The following is a 16,900-nucleotide window of genomic DNA, read 5'->3' as shown; positions in this document are numbered from 1 at the left end:
CCGATTCAGGTGTGCTGCCGCGTCGTGCGATAGCAGAGAACATCAACACGAGAGAAGCGAATGGATCAGACCACACGCACCGACATCACCGTCAATGTCGAGGGTTTCTGGATGTTGCAAGCGTTGCTGGATATTCGTCACGTCGCACCCGAATTGCGATGTCGACCATTCGTCTCCACCGATTCCATGGACTGGCTCAACGAGCATCCGGGCATGGCGGTCATGCGCGAACAAGGCATCGTCGACGGCGAGACGGTTAATGACGCGGTAGCCGCTCGAATGCGAGTGCTCGCCGCTCCCGATCTTGAAATCGTCGCACTGCTGTCTCGGGGGAAATTGCTCTACGGCGTCAAGGAGAAAGACGAGGCCGGCCAAGAGGAGCCGGTGGGATCGCGTGACATCCCGGACAACGAGTTCCGGGTTCTGCTTGCCCGCCGCGGCCAGCACTGGGTGTCGGCCGTACGAGTCGGCGACGAGATCACCGTCGATGACGTAGCCATCGCCGACACGACGTCGATCGCGACGCTGGTGTTCGACGCGCTGGAGTCGATCCACCACGCCGAGCCCGCCGCGATCAACGCGGTCAACGTGCCGCTCGAAGAAATGCTCGAAATCACGAAAGCATGGCAGAGCTCAGGATTTAACGTGTTTTCCGGCGGAGACCTGCGCCGGCTGGGGATCAGCGCAGCGACCGTGGCCGCTCTTGGCCAGGCGCTGTCCGACCCGGCCGCGGAAGCCGCGGTCTACGCGAGGCAATATCGCGACGACGACAAGGCTCCGAGCGCCTCGGTGCTCTCGCTGAAGGACGGATCAGGCGGCCGGATCGCGATGTACCAGCAGGCGCGTACCGCCGGCTCGAACGAGGCCTGGCTCGCGATCTGCCCGGCTACTCCGCAGTTGGTGCAGGTCGGTGTGAAGACCGTCCTGGAAACCCTTCCCTACGGAGAGTGGAAAACGCATAGCAGAGTTTAACTAATCTTCACGCAGATACCGTGCACGCCTGAGATTTTCGATGCAGCATTTAGCAAAGATGCGGATGCCGCAAAATGCTCTTAGAATCTGCTCAACAATTGGGACGCGACGTCACAATTCCAAATAGCGAGGCAAGACACATGGACCCACAATTCGTCGACAGAGGGGTGCAGCGATGACCGCAGTAGCCGAGGCGCCACAGCCAGGCACAGAAGCAGTCTCATCGCCTCAATCGGCCGTGATCGGCATCATCGCCGGCGAGGGCGTGCAGATCGGTGTCCTGCTCGACGCCAACGCCCCAGTTTCGGTGATGGTCGATCCACTACTGAAGGTCGTCAACATCCGACTGCGGGAGTTGGGCCTCGCGGCACTGGAAGCCAAGCAGCGCGGCCGCTGGGCCCTGTGCCTGGTTGACGGCACGCCGCTGCGGGCCACCCAGTCGCTGACCGAGCAAGACGTCTACGACGGAGACCGGCTGTGGTTGCGGTTCGTCGACGACACCGAGCACCGCTCACAGGTCATCGAGCACATTTCGACCGCTGTCTCGGTGAACCTCAGCAAGCGGTTCTCCTCGATCAACCCCACGGTGGCCATCCAGGTCGGCGCGGCGATGGTCGGATCCGGCGTGCTTTTGGCGTCGCTGCTGCTGGGCTGGTTCCGCTGGCACCACGATTCCTGGGTCCCGGCTCCTTACGCCACCGTCATCGCGGTGCTGGTGTTCACGGTGGCCCTGCTGATCCTAAACCGCTCGCACACAGTGCAGAACCGTCGCGCCGGAGACATGCTGCTGTGGAGCGGCATCGCGCCGCTCACGGTGGCCGCCGCGTCGGCGCCCCCCGGACCGGTGGGCTCGCCCCACGCGGTGATGGGTTTTGCAGTCGCGGGCGTCGCAGCAATGATGATCATGCGGTTCACCGGCCGCCGACTGGGCACTGGCACGGCGATCGTCACCGTCGCACTGGCGGGAACGATAGCCAGCCTGGCCCGGATGGCGTTCGACACCGGAGCGGTGACGCTGCTGACCAGCATTCTGCTGGTGTGTGTATTCGGCTACCACAGCGCGCCGGCGATGTCTCGCTGGTTGTCCGGTATCCGGCTCCCGGTCTTTCCTTCGGCGACCAGTCGCTGGGTCTTCGAGGCCCGGCCTGACCTGCCGACCACCGTGACCCACAGCCTCGATGGTGGCCGTCCCACCCTGGAAGGCCCCGAATCCATCCAGGACGTCGTGCTGCGGGCCGAACGGGCCCGGTCGTTCCTGACTGGCCTGCTGATCGGTTTCGGCGTACTGACCATCGTGTCGCTGGTCGGGGTTTCCGACCCGCGCACTCAGAACCGCTGGCTGCCGCTGCTGCTGGTCGCTACCACTGCGGGCTTCCTGATGCTGCGTGGCCGCTCGTACGTCGACCGTTGGCAGGCAATCATTCTGGCGGTGACGTCGGTGCTGATCGTCGGCGCCGTCGTGGTGCGCTACTCGCTGGTGTTGTCCTCGACCGCCGCGATCTCTGTGACGGCCGGCCTCGCAGTGCTCATACCCGCGGCGGGATTGACGGCAGCGGCGACCGTGCCAAACACCATCTACAGCCCGCTGTTCCGCAAGCTCGTCGAGTGGGTTGAATACCTCTGCCTGATGCCGATTTTCCCGCTGGCATTGTGGTTGATGAATGTCTATGCAGCGATCCGGTACCGGTAGTCGCAAACTGTGGCCGCTTCGCGCGGCCGCAGTGACTGCCACCACGCTGATCGTCGCTTCGGTCGCACTGTCCGGATCGCCGGCCTACGCGATCAACCCACCAGGGATCGACCCGGCCGCGACGCCGCCGGACAGTTCACCCGGACCGTCCCAGACGATGAAACAGAATTCGTACTGCACCGAGGTTGGGGTGTTGCCGGGCACGGACTTTCGGGTTCAGCCGAAGTACATGGACATGCTCAACCTGTCCGAGGCGTGGCGCTTCGGGCGCGGCGCAGGAGTGAAGGTCGCCGTCATCGACACCGGCGTGACCCCGCACCCGCGATTGCCGCACCTGATCTCCGGCGGCGACTACGTGATGGGCGGCGGTGACGGGCTGTCCGACTGCGATGCGCACGGAACGATCGTGGCGTCGATGATCGCCGCGTCGCCAGGGACTGCTGAAATACCCGAGGCGCCCGGGCCACGACGACCACCTCCGGTGCCTACCAAGGAACCACCGCCGGTGGCGCCGCCGCCACAAACGATCAGTGTGGCCCCGCCGCCACCGCAGACCATCACGATGGTTCCCGCACCACCGCCCTCGCAGGAGGAGGCTCCAGCCTGTCCGTGGTGCCCGCCGTCGCCCAAGGCGCCCGGAGCGGCGGCGCCTGGAGCGGCAAACCCCGGAGCCGCGGCGCCTGGAGCGGCGGCGCCCGGAGCGGCAAACCATGGCCACGGCAAAGCAGTGTTGCCCGGCTACTCCGACGGCAAGCACGCCCAGGTGGTCTCGGTGGATTACCCGCGACCGGCCGCCCCGCCCCCGCTGGATCCACCCCCGCCGCCGGCACCGGGCGACGCCTACAGCGGCATTGCCCCTGACGTCGACCTGATCTCGATTCGGCAGTCCAGCCAGGCTTTTGGACTCAAGGACGCCTACACCGGCGACGAGGACCCGCAAACGCGGCAGAAGCGGGACAACATTTTCACCATGGCGCGCGCGATCGTGCACGCCGCCAACATGGGCGCGCGGGTCATCAATATCTCCCAGGTGATGTGCATGAGCGCCCGCAGCCTGATCGATGCGCCTGACCTAGGTGCCGCGGTTCGTTACGCGGCGGTCGAGAAGGATGCCGTCATCGTCGCGGCCGCAGGTGACACCAGCCAGCGCGACTGCAAAGAAAACCCATTGGTTGATCCGTTGCACCCCAGCGATACTCGCGACTGGAACGGCGTGACGACCGTGGTGACCCCGTCCTGGTACAGCGACTATGTCTTGACTGTCGGCGCGGTGGATGCCTCTGGCACACCGATGGACAAGCTGAGTGTGGCCGGGCCGTGGGTGTCGATAGCGGCACCGGGTACCGACGTGATCGGGTTATCGCCGCGAGATGACAGCCTGATCAACGCAATTGACGGTCCGGACAACTCGTTGCTGGTGCCCTCCGGAACCAGTTTCTCCACCGCGATCGTGTCCGGCGTGGCGGCTCTGGTGCGGGCGAAGTACCCGCAACTGTCGTCGCACCAAATCATCAACCGGCTGATTCGCACCGCGAGGGCACCTGCTCGTGGAGTGGACAACCAAATCGGCTACGGGGTTGTCGACCCGGTTGCCGCGCTCACCTGGGACGTGCCCGATGGTTCTGTCCTGCCGAAAGATTCGGCGAAGCCGCTGAGCCTGCCTCCGGTCCCCGCCCCGCGCAATATGGTGCCGGTGTGGGTTGCCGCCGGCGGCCTTGGTGGCGCGTTGCTGCTGGCCGGTCTGGTATTCGGCGGAGCGGTCCTGATGAGAAAGACAACAGGGAGACAGGAATGAAGGCACAACGCGAGTACGGGCTATCCCTGTCGTGGGTGCGGGTTACCACGGTGTTCCTCATTGACGTTGCGCTGCTGGTGATTGCGAGTCACCTGCCCGATTCGTGGCAGGCCGGCCGCAATCTCGCATTCTGGATCGGTGTTGGCTTGGCGGTGATCGTGACCATCGTTGCCTTGCTGACCAACGGGGGAGTGCCCGTTTCGTCGGCTCCGATCGCTCGAGTCCGCAACTGGTACGCCGACCCCGAGGCGCTGACTGTCGGTTGCACGCCGGCGGTGGACCACCGTCGCCAATTCAGCCGCGAGACAGTCGGAATCCGCGAATACGACGGCCAGCTGATCGCAGTGATCGCCGTCGACGGCGCGGGGGAGGCGGGCCGGCATCGCCATCGGGATGCGTTGGCGACGACGATCCCGCTGGAGGCCGTCGTCACGTCGTTGCGGCAGTTCGATGTTCGCCTGGACAGCGTCGACGTCGTTTCGGTGGGCACGCGTCACGCCAGCACGGGCGTCCAGTCGGCCGTTCGCGATGACTTCGGGGCCGACGGCGATCGACGCCCGATCGAAGAGCGCAACACCTGGTTGGTGCTGCGGATGGACCCGCAGCACAACGTCAGCGCCGTCGCCGCCCGCGACTCGGTGGCCTGCACGCTGGCCGCCGCAACCGAGCGGCTGGCCAACGACCTCGACGGTCGGAACTGCGTCGCCAAGCCGCTGACCGCCGATGAGATCGTCGAGGTGGACGACGCCGTCCTGGCCGGGCTCCAGCCGGCTCACGTGCGGCCGTTCTGGCGCTACCTCAAGACCCCGGAAGGCTTCGTCACCAGCTTCTGGGTTTCACCTGGCGACATCACCAGCGAGACCCTCGAGGAGCTCTGGCTCACCGACGCCGACGTCACCGTAATGACGATCCGCATCATCGCGGAGGGCCACGAGGCCGATGTGTCGGTGTGGGTGCGCTACCACAGCGACAAGCGCCTGCGCAAAGAGGCATTCAACGGACTGAACCGGCTCACCGGGCGCCAGCTTGGCGCAGTGGCCGCCAGCCTTCCGGCGCCGACGTCGCGCCGGCCGCTGCCGATGCCGAGTCGTACGTTGGGCCACACCGAGGACATTCTGGTTCCGGTCGGCGCAGTGGCAGGGCAATAAGCGGACGGCTTCGAAGCTCTCTACGATGGCAGGATGACCCGACCGCAGTCCACCGCGCTGGACGCCCGCAACGCGATGGTCGCAGGACTGCTTGCATCCGGCATTTCGGTCAATGGGCTACAACCCAGCCACAATCCGCAGGTGGCGCTGCGTATGTTCACGACGGCCACCAGTCTCGACCCGGAAATGTGCGACGCCTGGCTGGCGCGGTTGCTGGCCGGTGACCAAAGCGTCGAGGTGCTAACCGGCGCATGGCAATCCGTCAAGACGTTCGGCTGGGAAATCCGCCGCCTCGGCTTGACCGAGTTGGAGTTCCGGCCGGAAATCTCCGACGGCATGTTCCTGAAGCTGGCGGTCGGCAGCGTCGAGTCGTTGGCCGCCGGGTACGCGGCCGCTCTCACCGAGGCGAAGCGGTACGCAGAGGCAGCGGAGCTGTTGGATTCGATTACCCCGCGGAACGCCTCCGACGAGGAGCTGACCAAGTACGTACGCGGGCTGCTGCACTTCCGGACCGGCCGCTGGCCGGACGTGCTGGTCCAGTTTCCGCCCGGGGCCGCTTGGCGTCACCCGGAGTTGAAGGCCGCCGGAGCCGCCATGGCCACCACCGCGCTGGCCTCCCTCGGGGTGTTCGAGGAAGCGACCCGCCGCGCCCAGGAAGCGATCGAGGGCGACCGAGTGCCCAGTGCGGCCAACGTCGCGATGTACACGCAGGGAATGTGCTACCGGCACATGGGCCGCGAAGAAGACGCCGTGGAGAGCCTGCGCCGGGTTTACTCACGCGACGCCAAGTTCACGCCGGCGCGCGAGGCGTTGGACAACGCCAGCTATCGGCTGGTGCTGACGGACCCGGAGACCATCGAGGCCAGAACGGATCCGTGGGATGCCGAAAGCGCGCCGAGCCGCGAGGAGACGGAGGCCGCACGGCACGCCGAGATGGCCAAGAAGTATTTGGACGAGGGCGATGCTGAACTCAACGCGATGCTGGGGATGGAGCAGGCCAAGCGCGAGATCAAGCTGATCAAGTCGACGACGAAGGTCAATCTGGCCCGCGCGAAAATGGGTCTTCCGGTTCCGGTGACGTCGCGGCACACGTTGTTGCTGGGGCCTCCGGGAACGGGGAAGACGTCGGTGGCGCGGGCGTTCTCCAAGCAGCTGTGCGGTTTGACCGTGTTGCGCAAGCCGTTGGTGGTGGAAACCAGCCGCGCAAAACTGTTGGGCCGCTACATGGCTGACGCCGAGAAGAACACCGAGGAGATGCTCGAGGAGGCTCGCGGCGGTGCAGTCTTCTTCGATGAGATGCACAACCTGCATGAGAGTGGCTACGCCACCGGCGACGCGTACGGCAACGCGATCATCAACACCTTGCTGCTCTATATGGAGAACCACCGCGACGAGCTGGTGGTGTTCGGCGCCGGATACGCCAAAGCGATGGACAAGATGCTTGAGGTCAACCAGGGTCTGCGACGCCGGTTCTCCACCGTCATCGAGTTCTACAGCTACAACCCGAAAGAGCTCATTGCGCTGACCCAGTTGATGGGCCGGGAAAATGAAGACATCATCACCGATGACGCGGTCGACGTGTTGCTGCCGGCCTACACCAGGTTCTATGACGACGAGACCATCTCGGCCGACGGCGACCTGATCCGCGGTATCGACACGCTGGGTAATGCCGGGTTCGTGCGCAACGTGGTGGAAAAAGCCCGCGATCACCGCAGCTTCCGCCTGGACGACGAGGATCTCGACGCGGTGTTGGCCAGTGACTTCGACGAGTTCAGCGACGATCAGTTACGCCGATTCAAGGAATTGACTCGCGACGACCTTGCCGAGGCGCTCAGCGCCGCGGTGGCGGAGAAGAAGACCGACTAGTCGTCCACGCTTTTACGCCAAAATCGCTTTCCACCAAGCTGATTGGGCCGATCTGCACCTCGCGATCATGATTCGTGAACAGCCATAACGAATCTCGGCCGACCGTTGTGCGCCGTCATGCCCGCGAGTTAGGTTGACTCTCGTCTGGTTCGGTGGAACTATTGCCTCTGCAAGCACCTCGCTAGGTGAGGCGTCTGCACGGATACAGGCCACTGACCTCGAACGTCGAAAGACGCCCAGGGTCAGGACAGCTCCTCCCGGCTTAAGGGTTGAGCCCAAGTGGCTTCCGGGACTCCCGGATACGCCGTGCAGTGCCAAAGCTCTGACGAGAGGGGTGCGGCGACCGGCTCGTCTGCCGGATCCGCCTCGTCCCGCGTGCACCGTGTCGGCACCCCTGTGTGCCCTGGCCGCGAGGAGGTGAGGCGAAATGGGTCCAAGTGATAGTCCGTATCCGAGACCGATGACCATTTCGTACGCAACCGGCCCCGGCAGCATCTCTTTTATCTGAAACGGCTTGCGCCGCTTGGATTAACATGCACCCGCCTCTTGATGGGTACGCGTGGCCTCGACGTGCTTGCACACGGTTGCTGCGGGTTCAGCCTGCCTTCCTCAAGGAGAATCCCGATGACTTTTGTGACAACGCAGCCAGAGATGATGGCCGCAGCAGCCGAGCAGTTGGCCGGCGTCGGCTCGGAGTTGAAGGCACAGAATGCTGTCGCGATGGCGCCGACGACGGGTGTGGTTCCAGCGGCAGCCGATGAGGTATCGGCTTTGACCGCAGCACAGTTCGTATCCCACGCCGAGATGTATCAGGCGATCAGTGCTCACGCCGCAGCGGTGCACGAGCTGTTCGTCAGCGCTTTGAGCGAAAGCGCAGATTCATACGCGGCAACCGAAGCCGCAAACGCACGCTCAGCCATCTGAAAGGAATGCCGCGATGACTGCCGTCTTTGACTTCGGCGCATTTCCGCCAGAAGTGAACTCCGCCAAAATGTATGCCGGCCCGGGATCGACGTCGATGCTGTCTTCCGCAACGGCATGGAATGGTCTGGCATCCGAGTTACGTTCGCAGGCAGCTAATTACGCCTCGATCGTGTCAAATCTGACCGGCGACAGTTGGCGCGGTCAGGCGTCGACCGCTATGGCGGCCGCGGCCGCACCGTACACAGCATGGATGAACACCACCGCCGCCCAGGCCGAGCAGACCGCGAGCCAGGCGATGGCAGCCGCGGCCGCCTACGAGGCTGCTTTTGGAATGACGGTGTCGCCACCGGTAATCGTGGCGAACCGGACGCAGTTGGCCACGTTGGTCGCGACGAACCTGCTCGGCCAGAACGGGCCGGCGATCGCGGCCACCGAGGCCCAGTACGGCCAGATGTGGGCACAAGACGCCGCCGCCATGTATGGCTACGCCGCGCAGTCGGCGACGGCATCCAAGGTGCCGTCGTTCAGCACCGCGCCGCAGACCACGGCTCCCGGAGCACTCGCCGGACAAGCGGCCGCGGCCACCCAGGCCGCCGGTACCAGCACCCAGGCATCGTTGTCGCAGCTGACCTCTGCGGTACCCAGCACACTGCAAGGCCTTTCGTCGCCGGCGACGTCCACATCGTCGTCCACATCCGGACTTTCCGGGCTCGAGAGCCTGCTGAGCGGCGGCTCCTCCGGCAATTCCCAACTCGACAGCTTCTGGAGCACCTGGGGTCCGAATGCGAACATATGGAACACGTTGACCTCGACCGGCACCTTCAACCCGGCGCAAATCGCACAGACGGTAACAAGCGCGAGTTTCCTGAGCCCTGGTGCGTTGGCGGGAAGCGAAGGACTGGGCCACCTTTCGCCGTTGGCGGCGGGCCTCGGTTCCGGCACCCAAGGAATTCCCGGGATTACCGGCCTTGGCGCCACCGGTACCTCGATGTCGGCGGGCCTGGGGCAAGCCGGGTCAATCGGGCATTTGGCGGTTCCGCCCAGCTGGACTGCGGCGGCTCCATCAATGCCGTCACCTGTGGCCTCGGCGCTGGGCAACAGCCCGTTGGCGGCACCTCCGGAGGTCGCGGCCGGCGTGCCGGGCGTCGCCCCGGCAGGGATGGGCGCCAGGGCCGGAGCCAGCACCAGCATCGCCGACAACCGATTCCTGATTCGCCCGCCGATGGTCCCGTCGTGGGCCGCAGTCGGATAACGGAGTTGGCTGAACCACAACCGTTTTGAAGAATTGGGGCGCGATATGCAGAGACGTTTATGACTGACCCGCACGAGATGCGGGCGATAGCGTGCCGTTTCGACGCGCAGGTCGGGCCCGTCAATGAGGATCACAAGATGTGGGACTCGATCCTGTTGGTAGTCAAAGCTATCCAACTCGCTGACTCGTAAACCGGCGTCGATTCGCGCCAATCTTGTCGAATTCGTCCACACTGGTAGGTACCTCGAACCAGAGGAAAGGAGAACCGCGTCATGCAGACACTGAGTATCGCGGAGTTCACGCTGCGCCTGGGGGTGGGTGTCGGCTGTGGCGCCCTGATCGGAATCGAGCGGCAGTGGCAGGCACGGCGGGCGGGGCTGCGCACCAATGCACTGGTGGCCACGGGCGCGACGCTGTTCGTGCTCTATGCAGTCGCCACCAACGACAGCAGCCCCACCCGGGTCGCGTCCTACGTGGTTTCGGGGGTCGGGTTCCTCGGTGGTGGAGTGATCCTGCGCGAGGGGTTCAATGTTCGCGGGCTGAACACCGCCGCGACGTTGTGGTGCTCGGCGGCCGTCGGCGTGCTCGCGGCCGGGGGACATCTCGTGTTCGCTCTGATCGCGACAGCCACGGTCGTCGCGGTACACCTGCTCGGACGTCCGCTGGGCCACCTGATCGACCACGACAACGTGGTGGAGGAAGACGAGGACGACCAGCCTTACCAACTGCAGCTGATCTGTAGGCCGAAATCTGCGAAGTACGCCCGCGCTCAAATTGTTCAGCGCACCGGGGGTGGCAGCGATCGGCTGGTGCTACGCGGCATCCACACCGGCCGCGCAGGCGACGACAGCGTCGCGTTGACCGCGTACCTGCTCAGCGATGGCCATGCGCCGGCCCGGCTCGAGCAGCTCGTTGCGGAGCTGTCGCTGCAGGAAGGTGTTCAAGCAGTGCATTGGTATGCCGGCGAGCAGGACGAGCCGATGCCCCGGGCACCACATCCGGATTAGCCCGATCACTCTGCCAAGCGCAGGTCACTGACGTCGTAAAGTATGGGGCGTGCATGCGATCGCCGGTTTCTTGTCCGTTCTGCCGGAGCAGATGCGGGACCCGGTGTTATTCGCAATTCCGTTTTTCCTCGCGCTGCTGATTCTGGAGTGGACAGCGGCCCGCAAGCTCGAGCGCGTCGAACTGGAAGCCAAGACCCAATCTGAGCGTCCGGGCTCGGGAGCATATTTGACGCCCGATTCGTGGGCCAGCATCCGGATGGGATTGATTTCGGTGGCCACCACCGCGGGCTGGAAGTTCGTCGCCCTCCTCGGCTACGCGGCGATCTACGCCTACGTAGCGCCCTGGCACCTACCGTCGACGCGCTGGTACACCTGGGTAATCGCGATCGTCGGCGTCGACCTGCTCTACTACTGGTATCACCGCTTCGCGCATCGGATTCGGCTGATCTGGGCCACTCATCAAGCCCATCACTCCAGTCAGTACTTCAATTTCGCCACCGCTGTGCGCCAGAAATGGAACAACAGCGGCGAGATCCTGATGTGGATTCCGTTGCCGCTATTGGGTATTGCGCCGTGGATAGTGTTCTTGAGCTTCTCGATCAATCTGATCTACCAGTTCTGGGTGCACACCGAGCGAATCGGCAGAATGTGGGCGCCTTTCGAATTCATCTTCAACACGCCGTCACATCATCGTGTGCACCACGGCATGGACGCTGAATACCTGGACAAGAACTACGGCGGGATTTTCATCGTCTGGGATCGGCTGTTCGGCAGCTTCCGGCGTGAGACATTTCGCCCGCACTACGGGCTGACCAAGCAGGTCGATACGTTCAACGTCTGGCGACTTCAGACCCACGAATACCTGTCTATCGCCAGAGATTTCCGCTCGGCGACGTGTCTGCGCGACCGGCTCGGTTACGTCTTCGGACCCCCGGGCTGGCAACCGGCACCCGCCGCGCAACGCGCGGCCGGCACCGCTCCACTGACGCCATCCCGGCAGGCGTGACGCCAGCGGTGAGCCCCTGTTCATCCACCGTTTCTATTACGGCGAGCCGAAAGCCCCCATGGCCAAGCCAAGATCAGTAAGTTCGATGGCGAGGCCGGTATCCGCCAGGCCGTGACGACGAGGAGGACTGCAGTGGGAGACACGCTCACCGAGGGGCAAAAACTTGTCAAAGGTGAATCGCTTACCTCGAGCAACGGGGCCTACACCCTGACCTTGCAAGACGATGGGAACCTGGTTCTGGCATCGCGTGGCCATGCGATCTGGTCGTCGAAGACCAACGGAGAGGACGTAGTTCGCGCCGAGGTCCAGAGCGACGGCAACTTCGTCCTGTACACCGCCGACAAGCCGGTGTGGCACACCGACACCAAGGGCAAGAAGAACGTGCGTCTCGTTCTGCAGGACGACCGCAATCTGGTGCTCTACTCGGCTGACGGCGCCGCGTGGTCGAGCAAGACCGAGACCGATGCTCCGCCGCCACCCGAGCCCGAGGCTGCCGCACCGGCCGCACCGGCCGCACCCGAGCCTGTCGTTGAGGAAGCCGCTGCCGCGGAGCCCGAGCCCGAGGCCGCCCGCACGTACACCGTCGAGTCCGGCGACACGTTGTGGGCCATCTCCGAGCGGTTCTACGGCGACGGCAGCAAATACCAGATCATCGCGGATGCCAGTGGCATCTCAAACCCGGACCTGATCCAGCCGGGACAGGTTCTGACCATTCCTTGATCGCAAGCGGGGGAGCGCGCCGGCCGGAAACTCGGCCGGTGTGCTCCTAACCGTCGGCTCTGCGGCGTCCTCTCGCCTAATATTGGCCAGGCATCCTCATAGCCGGCCGGTGGGGCGCCGGCCTCGATGGATCGGAGTCGACGGGTGGGGGGTCCGGTTATCCGCGCATTCGGCGCCGTGTTCATCGCTGTGGCCGCGACGGCGGGTATGCCCGCCGTCGCTAACGCCGACCCGATCCTGGTGTACCCGGGGATGGAGATTCATCAAGGCCCCCACCTGTGCACGCTTGGTTACGTCGACCCTGGATTACGGGTGGCCTTTTCCGCAGGCCATTGCCACGGTGACGGTCCCGTGCTCGATAAGGACAACAAGGTCATCGGGAGTGTCGCGACATTCCGGGACAACACACCCAACGGCACGGTCGTCAAGACGGATCAGCAGGTCAACGACTACGAGTCGATAGTGCTGGCGCCCGACGTGGCAGTGAACAATGTCCTGCCCGGTGGACGCGTGCTGGCGTCGGATCCGGGACTGGTCGTGACACCCGGTGAACCCATCTGCCACTTCGGCGTGATCACCGGCGAGACCTGCGGGACCGTCGAGAGCGTCAACAACGGGTGGTTCACGATGGGGCACGGCGCGATCAGCCAGCAGGGTGACTCCGGCGGGCCGGTGTATCTGACCGGCGGCCCCGGACCCGCCCGGATCGTCGGTATCTTCAACAGCGTGTGGGGCGGTTTCCCGGCTGCGGTGTCGTGGCAGTCCACCACCCAGCAGATCCGCCAGGACGTGGGCGTCGGCGGACCGGCGATCTAGCGATCAGTCGATATCGGCCAGCGCGAAAACCGGGATCGAAGGCGCGGCCGCCCGCAACTGCTCGCCGCTGGAATCGGGAGTCAACCCCGCGATGTGGCCTTTGACCTCCCAATACCACCTGTCGAGGTATCGCCGGAGCAGCTCAGGCTTCGCCGCGTCGTCCACTTCGGTGGCCCGCAGTGTGCGGCGACGCCAGCGCGGGCCCACCTCGACCGAGCCGGTTGCCCGGACATTGCGCGCCCATTGGGTATTGCCGCGCGGCGACACGAGGTAGCCGTGGTTGTCGACGGTGAGCACGTTGACCACCACGCCGCGAACCTGGCCCGTCTTGCGGCCGCGTACCCGAAGGGCCCGGGTGCCGGCGATGCTGATACCGGCTTCGGCCAGCCAGCGGATCAGCACATTAGCGGCCTTGGCCGCGCGATTGGGTTCGTCGTATCGCACCGACATCTCGCATCCTCTCGATAGATAAAACTTGAGAGCACTGCTCTCGATACGGTTTACCTTGACACGCGCATAGCGGAAAAACAAGAGCAGTGTTCACTTTTATGCGAAACTGAGCAGATGGCTAAGCGGCGCGACGCTCGTGAGCGCACCGAGGCGCAGATCATCGAGCTCGGCCGGCGCCATTTGGTGGCGCATGGGGCGGCCGGATTGTCGCTGCGGGCCATCGCCCGCGATCTCGGGATGGTGTCGTCAGCGGTGTATCGCTACGTCTCAAGCCGCGACGAGTTGCTGACTTTGTTGCTGGTCGACGCCTACTCTGAGCTCGCCGACGCGGTGGACGGCGCCCGCGATGCCATGCCCGAAGTGTGGAGCGACGACGTTGTTGCGATCGCTCACGCTGCCCGCAGTTGGGCGATCGCTCACCCGGCCAGCTGGGCGCTGCTGTACGGCAGCCCGGTGCCCGGCTATCACGCACCGGCCGAACGAACAGTCGGTCCGGGGACGAGGGTAGTGGGCGCGTTATTCGACGCGGTGGCGGCAGGAATCGCGACGGGCGACATCAAGTTGACGAATTACCCTGCACCACAATCGCTATCGTCAGACTTCGAACGACTGCGGCAGGAGTTCGGTTTTCCCGGCGACGATCACGTCATTGCCAAATGCTTCGCGGTCTGGGCCGGTGTGGTCGGCGCAATCAGCCTCGAGGTGTTCGGACAGTACGGTGCCGACACGCTGAGCGACCCGCAAACCGTATTCGACACCCAGATGCGACTGCTCGTAGGTGTGCTGAACCAACCCGACGTCGACGCGCACGCGTTCGGGGTTTCGGCGCCGAATTAGAACGTGTTCAGCGTGAAATTCCAGCCCGCAACTTCCTGGCGGTGGCAACAGCTTTCCGACGGTTTCTGCCGGGGTAGACGCTGCGATATCCTGCGAGGCGATGAGCCTTTCCTTCGGGTCACCGGTCCAAGTCGCCTGGGTGACCAACGACCTCAGTGCCACGGAAACGGCTCTCACCGGCCTGTTAGGAGTCAAGAAGTGGGTGCGGCTGCCTGACGTCCACTTCGCGCCCGACACCTGCAGCTACCTCGGCAGCCCGGCCGATTTCGTGGCCAGCATCTCGCTGAGCTATCTCGGCGACATGCAGCTCGAACTGATCGAGCCGGTTCGCGGCCCTAATGTCTATAGTGACTTTCTGCGGGACAGCGGGCCGGGTCTGCATCACATTTGCGTCGAGGCCGACAGCCTGGAGAACTTCGATGCCATGCTGGCTTCAGCCGCCGATCAGGATGCCCCCGTCACCCAACAGGGCGTAATGCCCGGTGGCTTGCGGTTCGCCTACATTTCCGCCCCACAATCCGGGGTTCCGTTCCTGGAGATCGCGCACTTCTCATCCGAGATGCGGCAGTTCTTCGACTACATCAAGCAGGAGCAGCAGCGGTGAGCACTGAAATCCCAGCAACTTTGAGTGCCGACGAGGTGTCGTCGTTTTCGGACGATGTCGACGTTGTGGTGATCGGTTTCGGTATCGGAGGCGGTTGCGCGGCGGTCAGCGCGGCCGCCGCCGGCGCACGAGTGCTGGTGCTAGAGCGCGCGGCCGCGGCCGGTGGCACGACTTCGCTTGCCGGTGGCCACTTTTACCTCGGCGGCGGCACGGCGGTCCAGCAGGCGACCGGGCATCCTGACTCGGCCGAGGAAATGTACAAATATCTGGTGGCGGTGTCGCGACAGCCCGATCACGAGAAGATCCGCGCCTACTGCGACGGCAGCGTTGAGCACTTCAACTGGTTGGAGGACTTGGGCTTTCAGTTCGAACGAAGCTTTTACCCGGGCAAGGTTGTCGTTCCGCCTGGAACCGAAGGGTTGAGCTACACCGGCAATGAAAAGGTCTGGCCGTTCTGTGAACAGGCCGTCCCTTCGCCGCGCGGGCATTCGGTGCCGGTGCCGGGCGAGCTCGGCGGTGCGTCAATGGTGATCGATCTTCTGGTCAAGCGTGCCGACGAGCTGGGTGTGCACATTCGATACGAGACCGGGGCAACCAACCTGATCCTCGACACCGACGGCTCGGTCGTCGGCGTCGGCTGGAAACACTTCACCGAAACCGGTGCAGTCAAAGCCAATTCGGTGATCATCGCGGCCGGCGGATTCGCGATGAACCCGGAGATGGTCGCCGAACACACGCCCGCGCTGGGCCAGCCGCGGCGCACAAAACACCATGGGCTGGTGGCGCCCTACATCCTGGGCAACCCCAACGACGACGGGCTCGGCCTGCGGATGGGTATCTCGGCGGGAGGGGTCGCAGAGAATATGAACGAAAAGTTCATCACCGCGGCCGCTTATCCGCCAGAAGTACTGCTGACCGGTGTGATCGTGAACAAGGACGGCAAGCGCTTCGTCGCTGAGGACTCCTACCATTCGCGCACATCGGCTTTCGTGCTCGAGCAGCCGGACCAAATCGCTTACCTGATAGTCGACGAAGCCCACACCGAAATGCCCGCGATGCCGTTGATCCGCTTCCTCGATGGCTACGAGACGATCACCGAACTGGAGACCGCGCTCGAGATACCGGTGGGCCACGTCGCGGCGACCCTGGACCGTTACAACAAGTTCGCTGCTAACGGCGAAGATCCGGACTTCCACAAGCGGCCGGAATATATTGCGCCGCAAGACAATGGACCCTGGGCAGTGTTCGACCTGTCCCTCGGTCGGGCGATGTACTCGGGATTCACCATGGGCGGTCTGTCGGTCACCGTCGACGGCCAGGTGCAGCGGAGCGACAACAGCGTCATCCCGGGCCTCTATGCCGTGGGTGCGTGCGCGTCCAACATCGCGCAGGACGGCAAGGGGTACGCCAGCGGCACACAGCTCGGCGAGGGATCGTTTTTCGGCCGCCGCGCCGGGACGCACGCGGCCGCTAACCGATAAGCGCTGCGGCTAGACCGGCGCCGGCTCCTGGCTCACCGGTCCAAGTCGCCACGGACCGCCGCCGAGTAATTCAAGCTGTCGATCGTGGAACAGCTCGACAGCGGGTCGATGGCTGACGCTGACCACAACGCAGTCCGGTAATTCGTTGTGCAGCAACTGATAAAGCGCGTGTTCTAAGCCCTCGTCGAGCGCTGACGTGCTCTCGTCCAAGAACACCGCTCTGGGCTTGGTGAGTAGGATGCGCGCAAAGGCCACCCGTTGCTGCTCACCGGGGGACAGCACCTTGGCCCAGTCGCGGACCTCGTCGAGATGCTCGCTGAGCGGCGTCAGCG

General features: G+C 64.4%; 17 protein-coding genes and 1 riboswitch. Of the genes, 15 read left to right on the top strand and 2 right to left on the bottom strand.

Features of this window, described 5'->3' with window-relative positions; genetic code table 11:
• Positions 1 to 60: 60 nt before the first annotated feature.
• From WAO18_RS10745 to WAO18_RS10690, 12 genes are all read left to right on the top strand, one after another.
• On the top strand, positions 61 to 972 hold the full coding sequence (locus WAO18_RS10745; RefSeq protein WP_422206256.1) for an ESX secretion-associated protein EspG: 912 nt from the start codon (positions 61 to 63) through the stop codon (positions 970 to 972).
• Positions 973 to 1,147: 175 nt separating this feature from the next.
• Complete coding sequence (eccD, locus tag WAO18_RS10740) at positions 1,148 to 2,662, top strand: type VII secretion integral membrane protein EccD (RefSeq protein ID WP_422206254.1); 1,515 nt, start codon at positions 1,148 to 1,150, stop codon at positions 2,660 to 2,662.
• A complete protein-coding gene (locus WAO18_RS10735) occupies positions 2,640 to 4,457 on the top strand; it encodes a type VII secretion-associated serine protease mycosin (protein ID WP_422206252.1) in 1,818 nt (605 codons plus the stop codon). Before eccD ends, WAO18_RS10735 begins: the two co-directional genes overlap by 23 nt.
• Positions 4,454 to 5,605 carry a type VII secretion protein EccE gene (gene eccE / locus WAO18_RS10730; RefSeq protein ID WP_422206250.1) on the top strand — a complete coding sequence of 384 codons (1,152 nt, stop codon included), beginning with the start codon at positions 4,454 to 4,456 and terminating at the stop codon, positions 5,603 to 5,605. Before WAO18_RS10735 ends, eccE begins: the two co-directional genes overlap by 4 nt.
• 33 nt (positions 5,606 to 5,638) lie before the next feature.
• Entirely contained in the window at positions 5,639 to 7,471 is a 1,833-nt protein-coding gene (gene eccA / locus WAO18_RS10725) for a type VII secretion AAA-ATPase EccA (RefSeq protein WP_422206249.1), read from the top strand.
• A 170-nt stretch (positions 7,472 to 7,641) separates the two neighbouring features.
• Positions 7,642 to 7,812, top strand: a riboswitch (M-box (ykoK) riboswitch).
• Between the two features lie 283 nt (positions 7,813 to 8,095).
• Complete coding sequence (locus WAO18_RS10720) at positions 8,096 to 8,395, top strand: PE family protein (protein WP_422206247.1); 300 nt, start codon at positions 8,096 to 8,098, stop codon at positions 8,393 to 8,395.
• Positions 8,396 to 8,408: 13 nt separating this feature from the next.
• On the top strand, positions 8,409 to 9,647 hold the full coding sequence (locus WAO18_RS10715) for a PPE family protein (RefSeq protein ID WP_422206245.1): 1,239 nt from the start codon (positions 8,409 to 8,411) through the stop codon (positions 9,645 to 9,647).
• Positions 9,648 to 9,706: 59 nt separating this feature from the next.
• Positions 9,707 to 9,838 carry a hypothetical protein gene (locus tag WAO18_RS10710; RefSeq protein WP_422206243.1) on the top strand — a complete coding sequence of 44 codons (132 nt, stop codon included), beginning with the start codon at positions 9,707 to 9,709 and terminating at the stop codon, positions 9,836 to 9,838.
• Between the two features lie 81 nt (positions 9,839 to 9,919).
• Positions 9,920 to 10,654 carry an MgtC/SapB family protein gene (locus WAO18_RS10705; protein ID WP_422206241.1) on the top strand — a complete coding sequence of 245 codons (735 nt, stop codon included), beginning with the start codon at positions 9,920 to 9,922 and terminating at the stop codon, positions 10,652 to 10,654.
• Positions 10,655 to 10,703: 49 nt separating this feature from the next.
• Positions 10,704 to 11,660 carry a sterol desaturase family protein gene (locus tag WAO18_RS10700; RefSeq protein ID WP_422206239.1) on the top strand — a complete coding sequence of 319 codons (957 nt, stop codon included), beginning with the start codon at positions 10,704 to 10,706 and terminating at the stop codon, positions 11,658 to 11,660.
• 132 nt (positions 11,661 to 11,792) lie between these two features.
• Positions 11,793 to 12,380, top strand: a complete 588-nt coding sequence (locus WAO18_RS10695; RefSeq protein WP_422206237.1) for a LysM peptidoglycan-binding domain-containing protein — start codon at positions 11,793 to 11,795, stop codon at positions 12,378 to 12,380.
• Positions 12,381 to 12,506: 126 nt separating this feature from the next.
• On the top strand, positions 12,507 to 13,196 hold the full coding sequence (locus tag WAO18_RS10690) for a hypothetical protein (protein ID WP_422206235.1): 690 nt from the start codon (positions 12,507 to 12,509) through the stop codon (positions 13,194 to 13,196).
• Between the two features lie 3 nt (positions 13,197 to 13,199).
• On the opposite strand, the gene WAO18_RS10685 is transcribed toward WAO18_RS10690, so the two are convergent.
• Positions 13,200 to 13,646, bottom strand: a complete 447-nt coding sequence (locus WAO18_RS10685; protein ID WP_422206233.1) for a nitroreductase family deazaflavin-dependent oxidoreductase — start codon at positions 13,644 to 13,646, stop codon at positions 13,200 to 13,202.
• 114 nt (positions 13,647 to 13,760) lie between these two features.
• Here WAO18_RS10685 and WAO18_RS10680 point away from each other — a divergent pair, with 114 nt between their 5' ends.
• The 3 genes from WAO18_RS10680 (at position 13,761) to WAO18_RS10670 (ending at position 16,568) form a co-directional block, all read left to right on the top strand.
• Positions 13,761 to 14,483, top strand: a complete 723-nt coding sequence (locus tag WAO18_RS10680; protein WP_422206231.1) for a TetR/AcrR family transcriptional regulator — start codon at positions 13,761 to 13,763, stop codon at positions 14,481 to 14,483.
• A 100-nt stretch (positions 14,484 to 14,583) separates the two neighbouring features.
• Positions 14,584 to 15,087, top strand: coding sequence for a VOC family protein (locus WAO18_RS10675; RefSeq protein ID WP_422206229.1), 504 nt, complete (start codon positions 14,584 to 14,586; stop codon positions 15,085 to 15,087).
• The gene (locus WAO18_RS10670) at positions 15,084 to 16,568 is read left to right on the top strand and encodes an FAD-binding protein (RefSeq protein ID WP_422206227.1); all 1,485 of its coding nucleotides are present in this window, start codon (positions 15,084 to 15,086) and stop codon (positions 16,566 to 16,568) included. Before WAO18_RS10675 ends, WAO18_RS10670 begins: the two co-directional genes overlap by 4 nt.
• Positions 16,569 to 16,577: 9 nt before the next feature.
• Here WAO18_RS10670 and WAO18_RS10665 read toward each other — a convergent pair.
• A partial coding sequence (locus WAO18_RS10665) for an ATP-binding cassette domain-containing protein (RefSeq protein ID WP_422206225.1) occupies positions 16,578 to 16,900 on the bottom strand: 323 nt, incomplete at its 5' end.

Origin of the sequence: Mycobacterium sp. (genome assembly GCF_049278535.1) — a bacterium.
GTDB lineage: Bacteria > Actinomycetota > Actinomycetes > Mycobacteriales > Mycobacteriaceae > Mycobacterium.
Note: the sequence above shows the minus strand (reverse complement) of the source record. Positions and strands in the feature narration are given on the sequence as shown.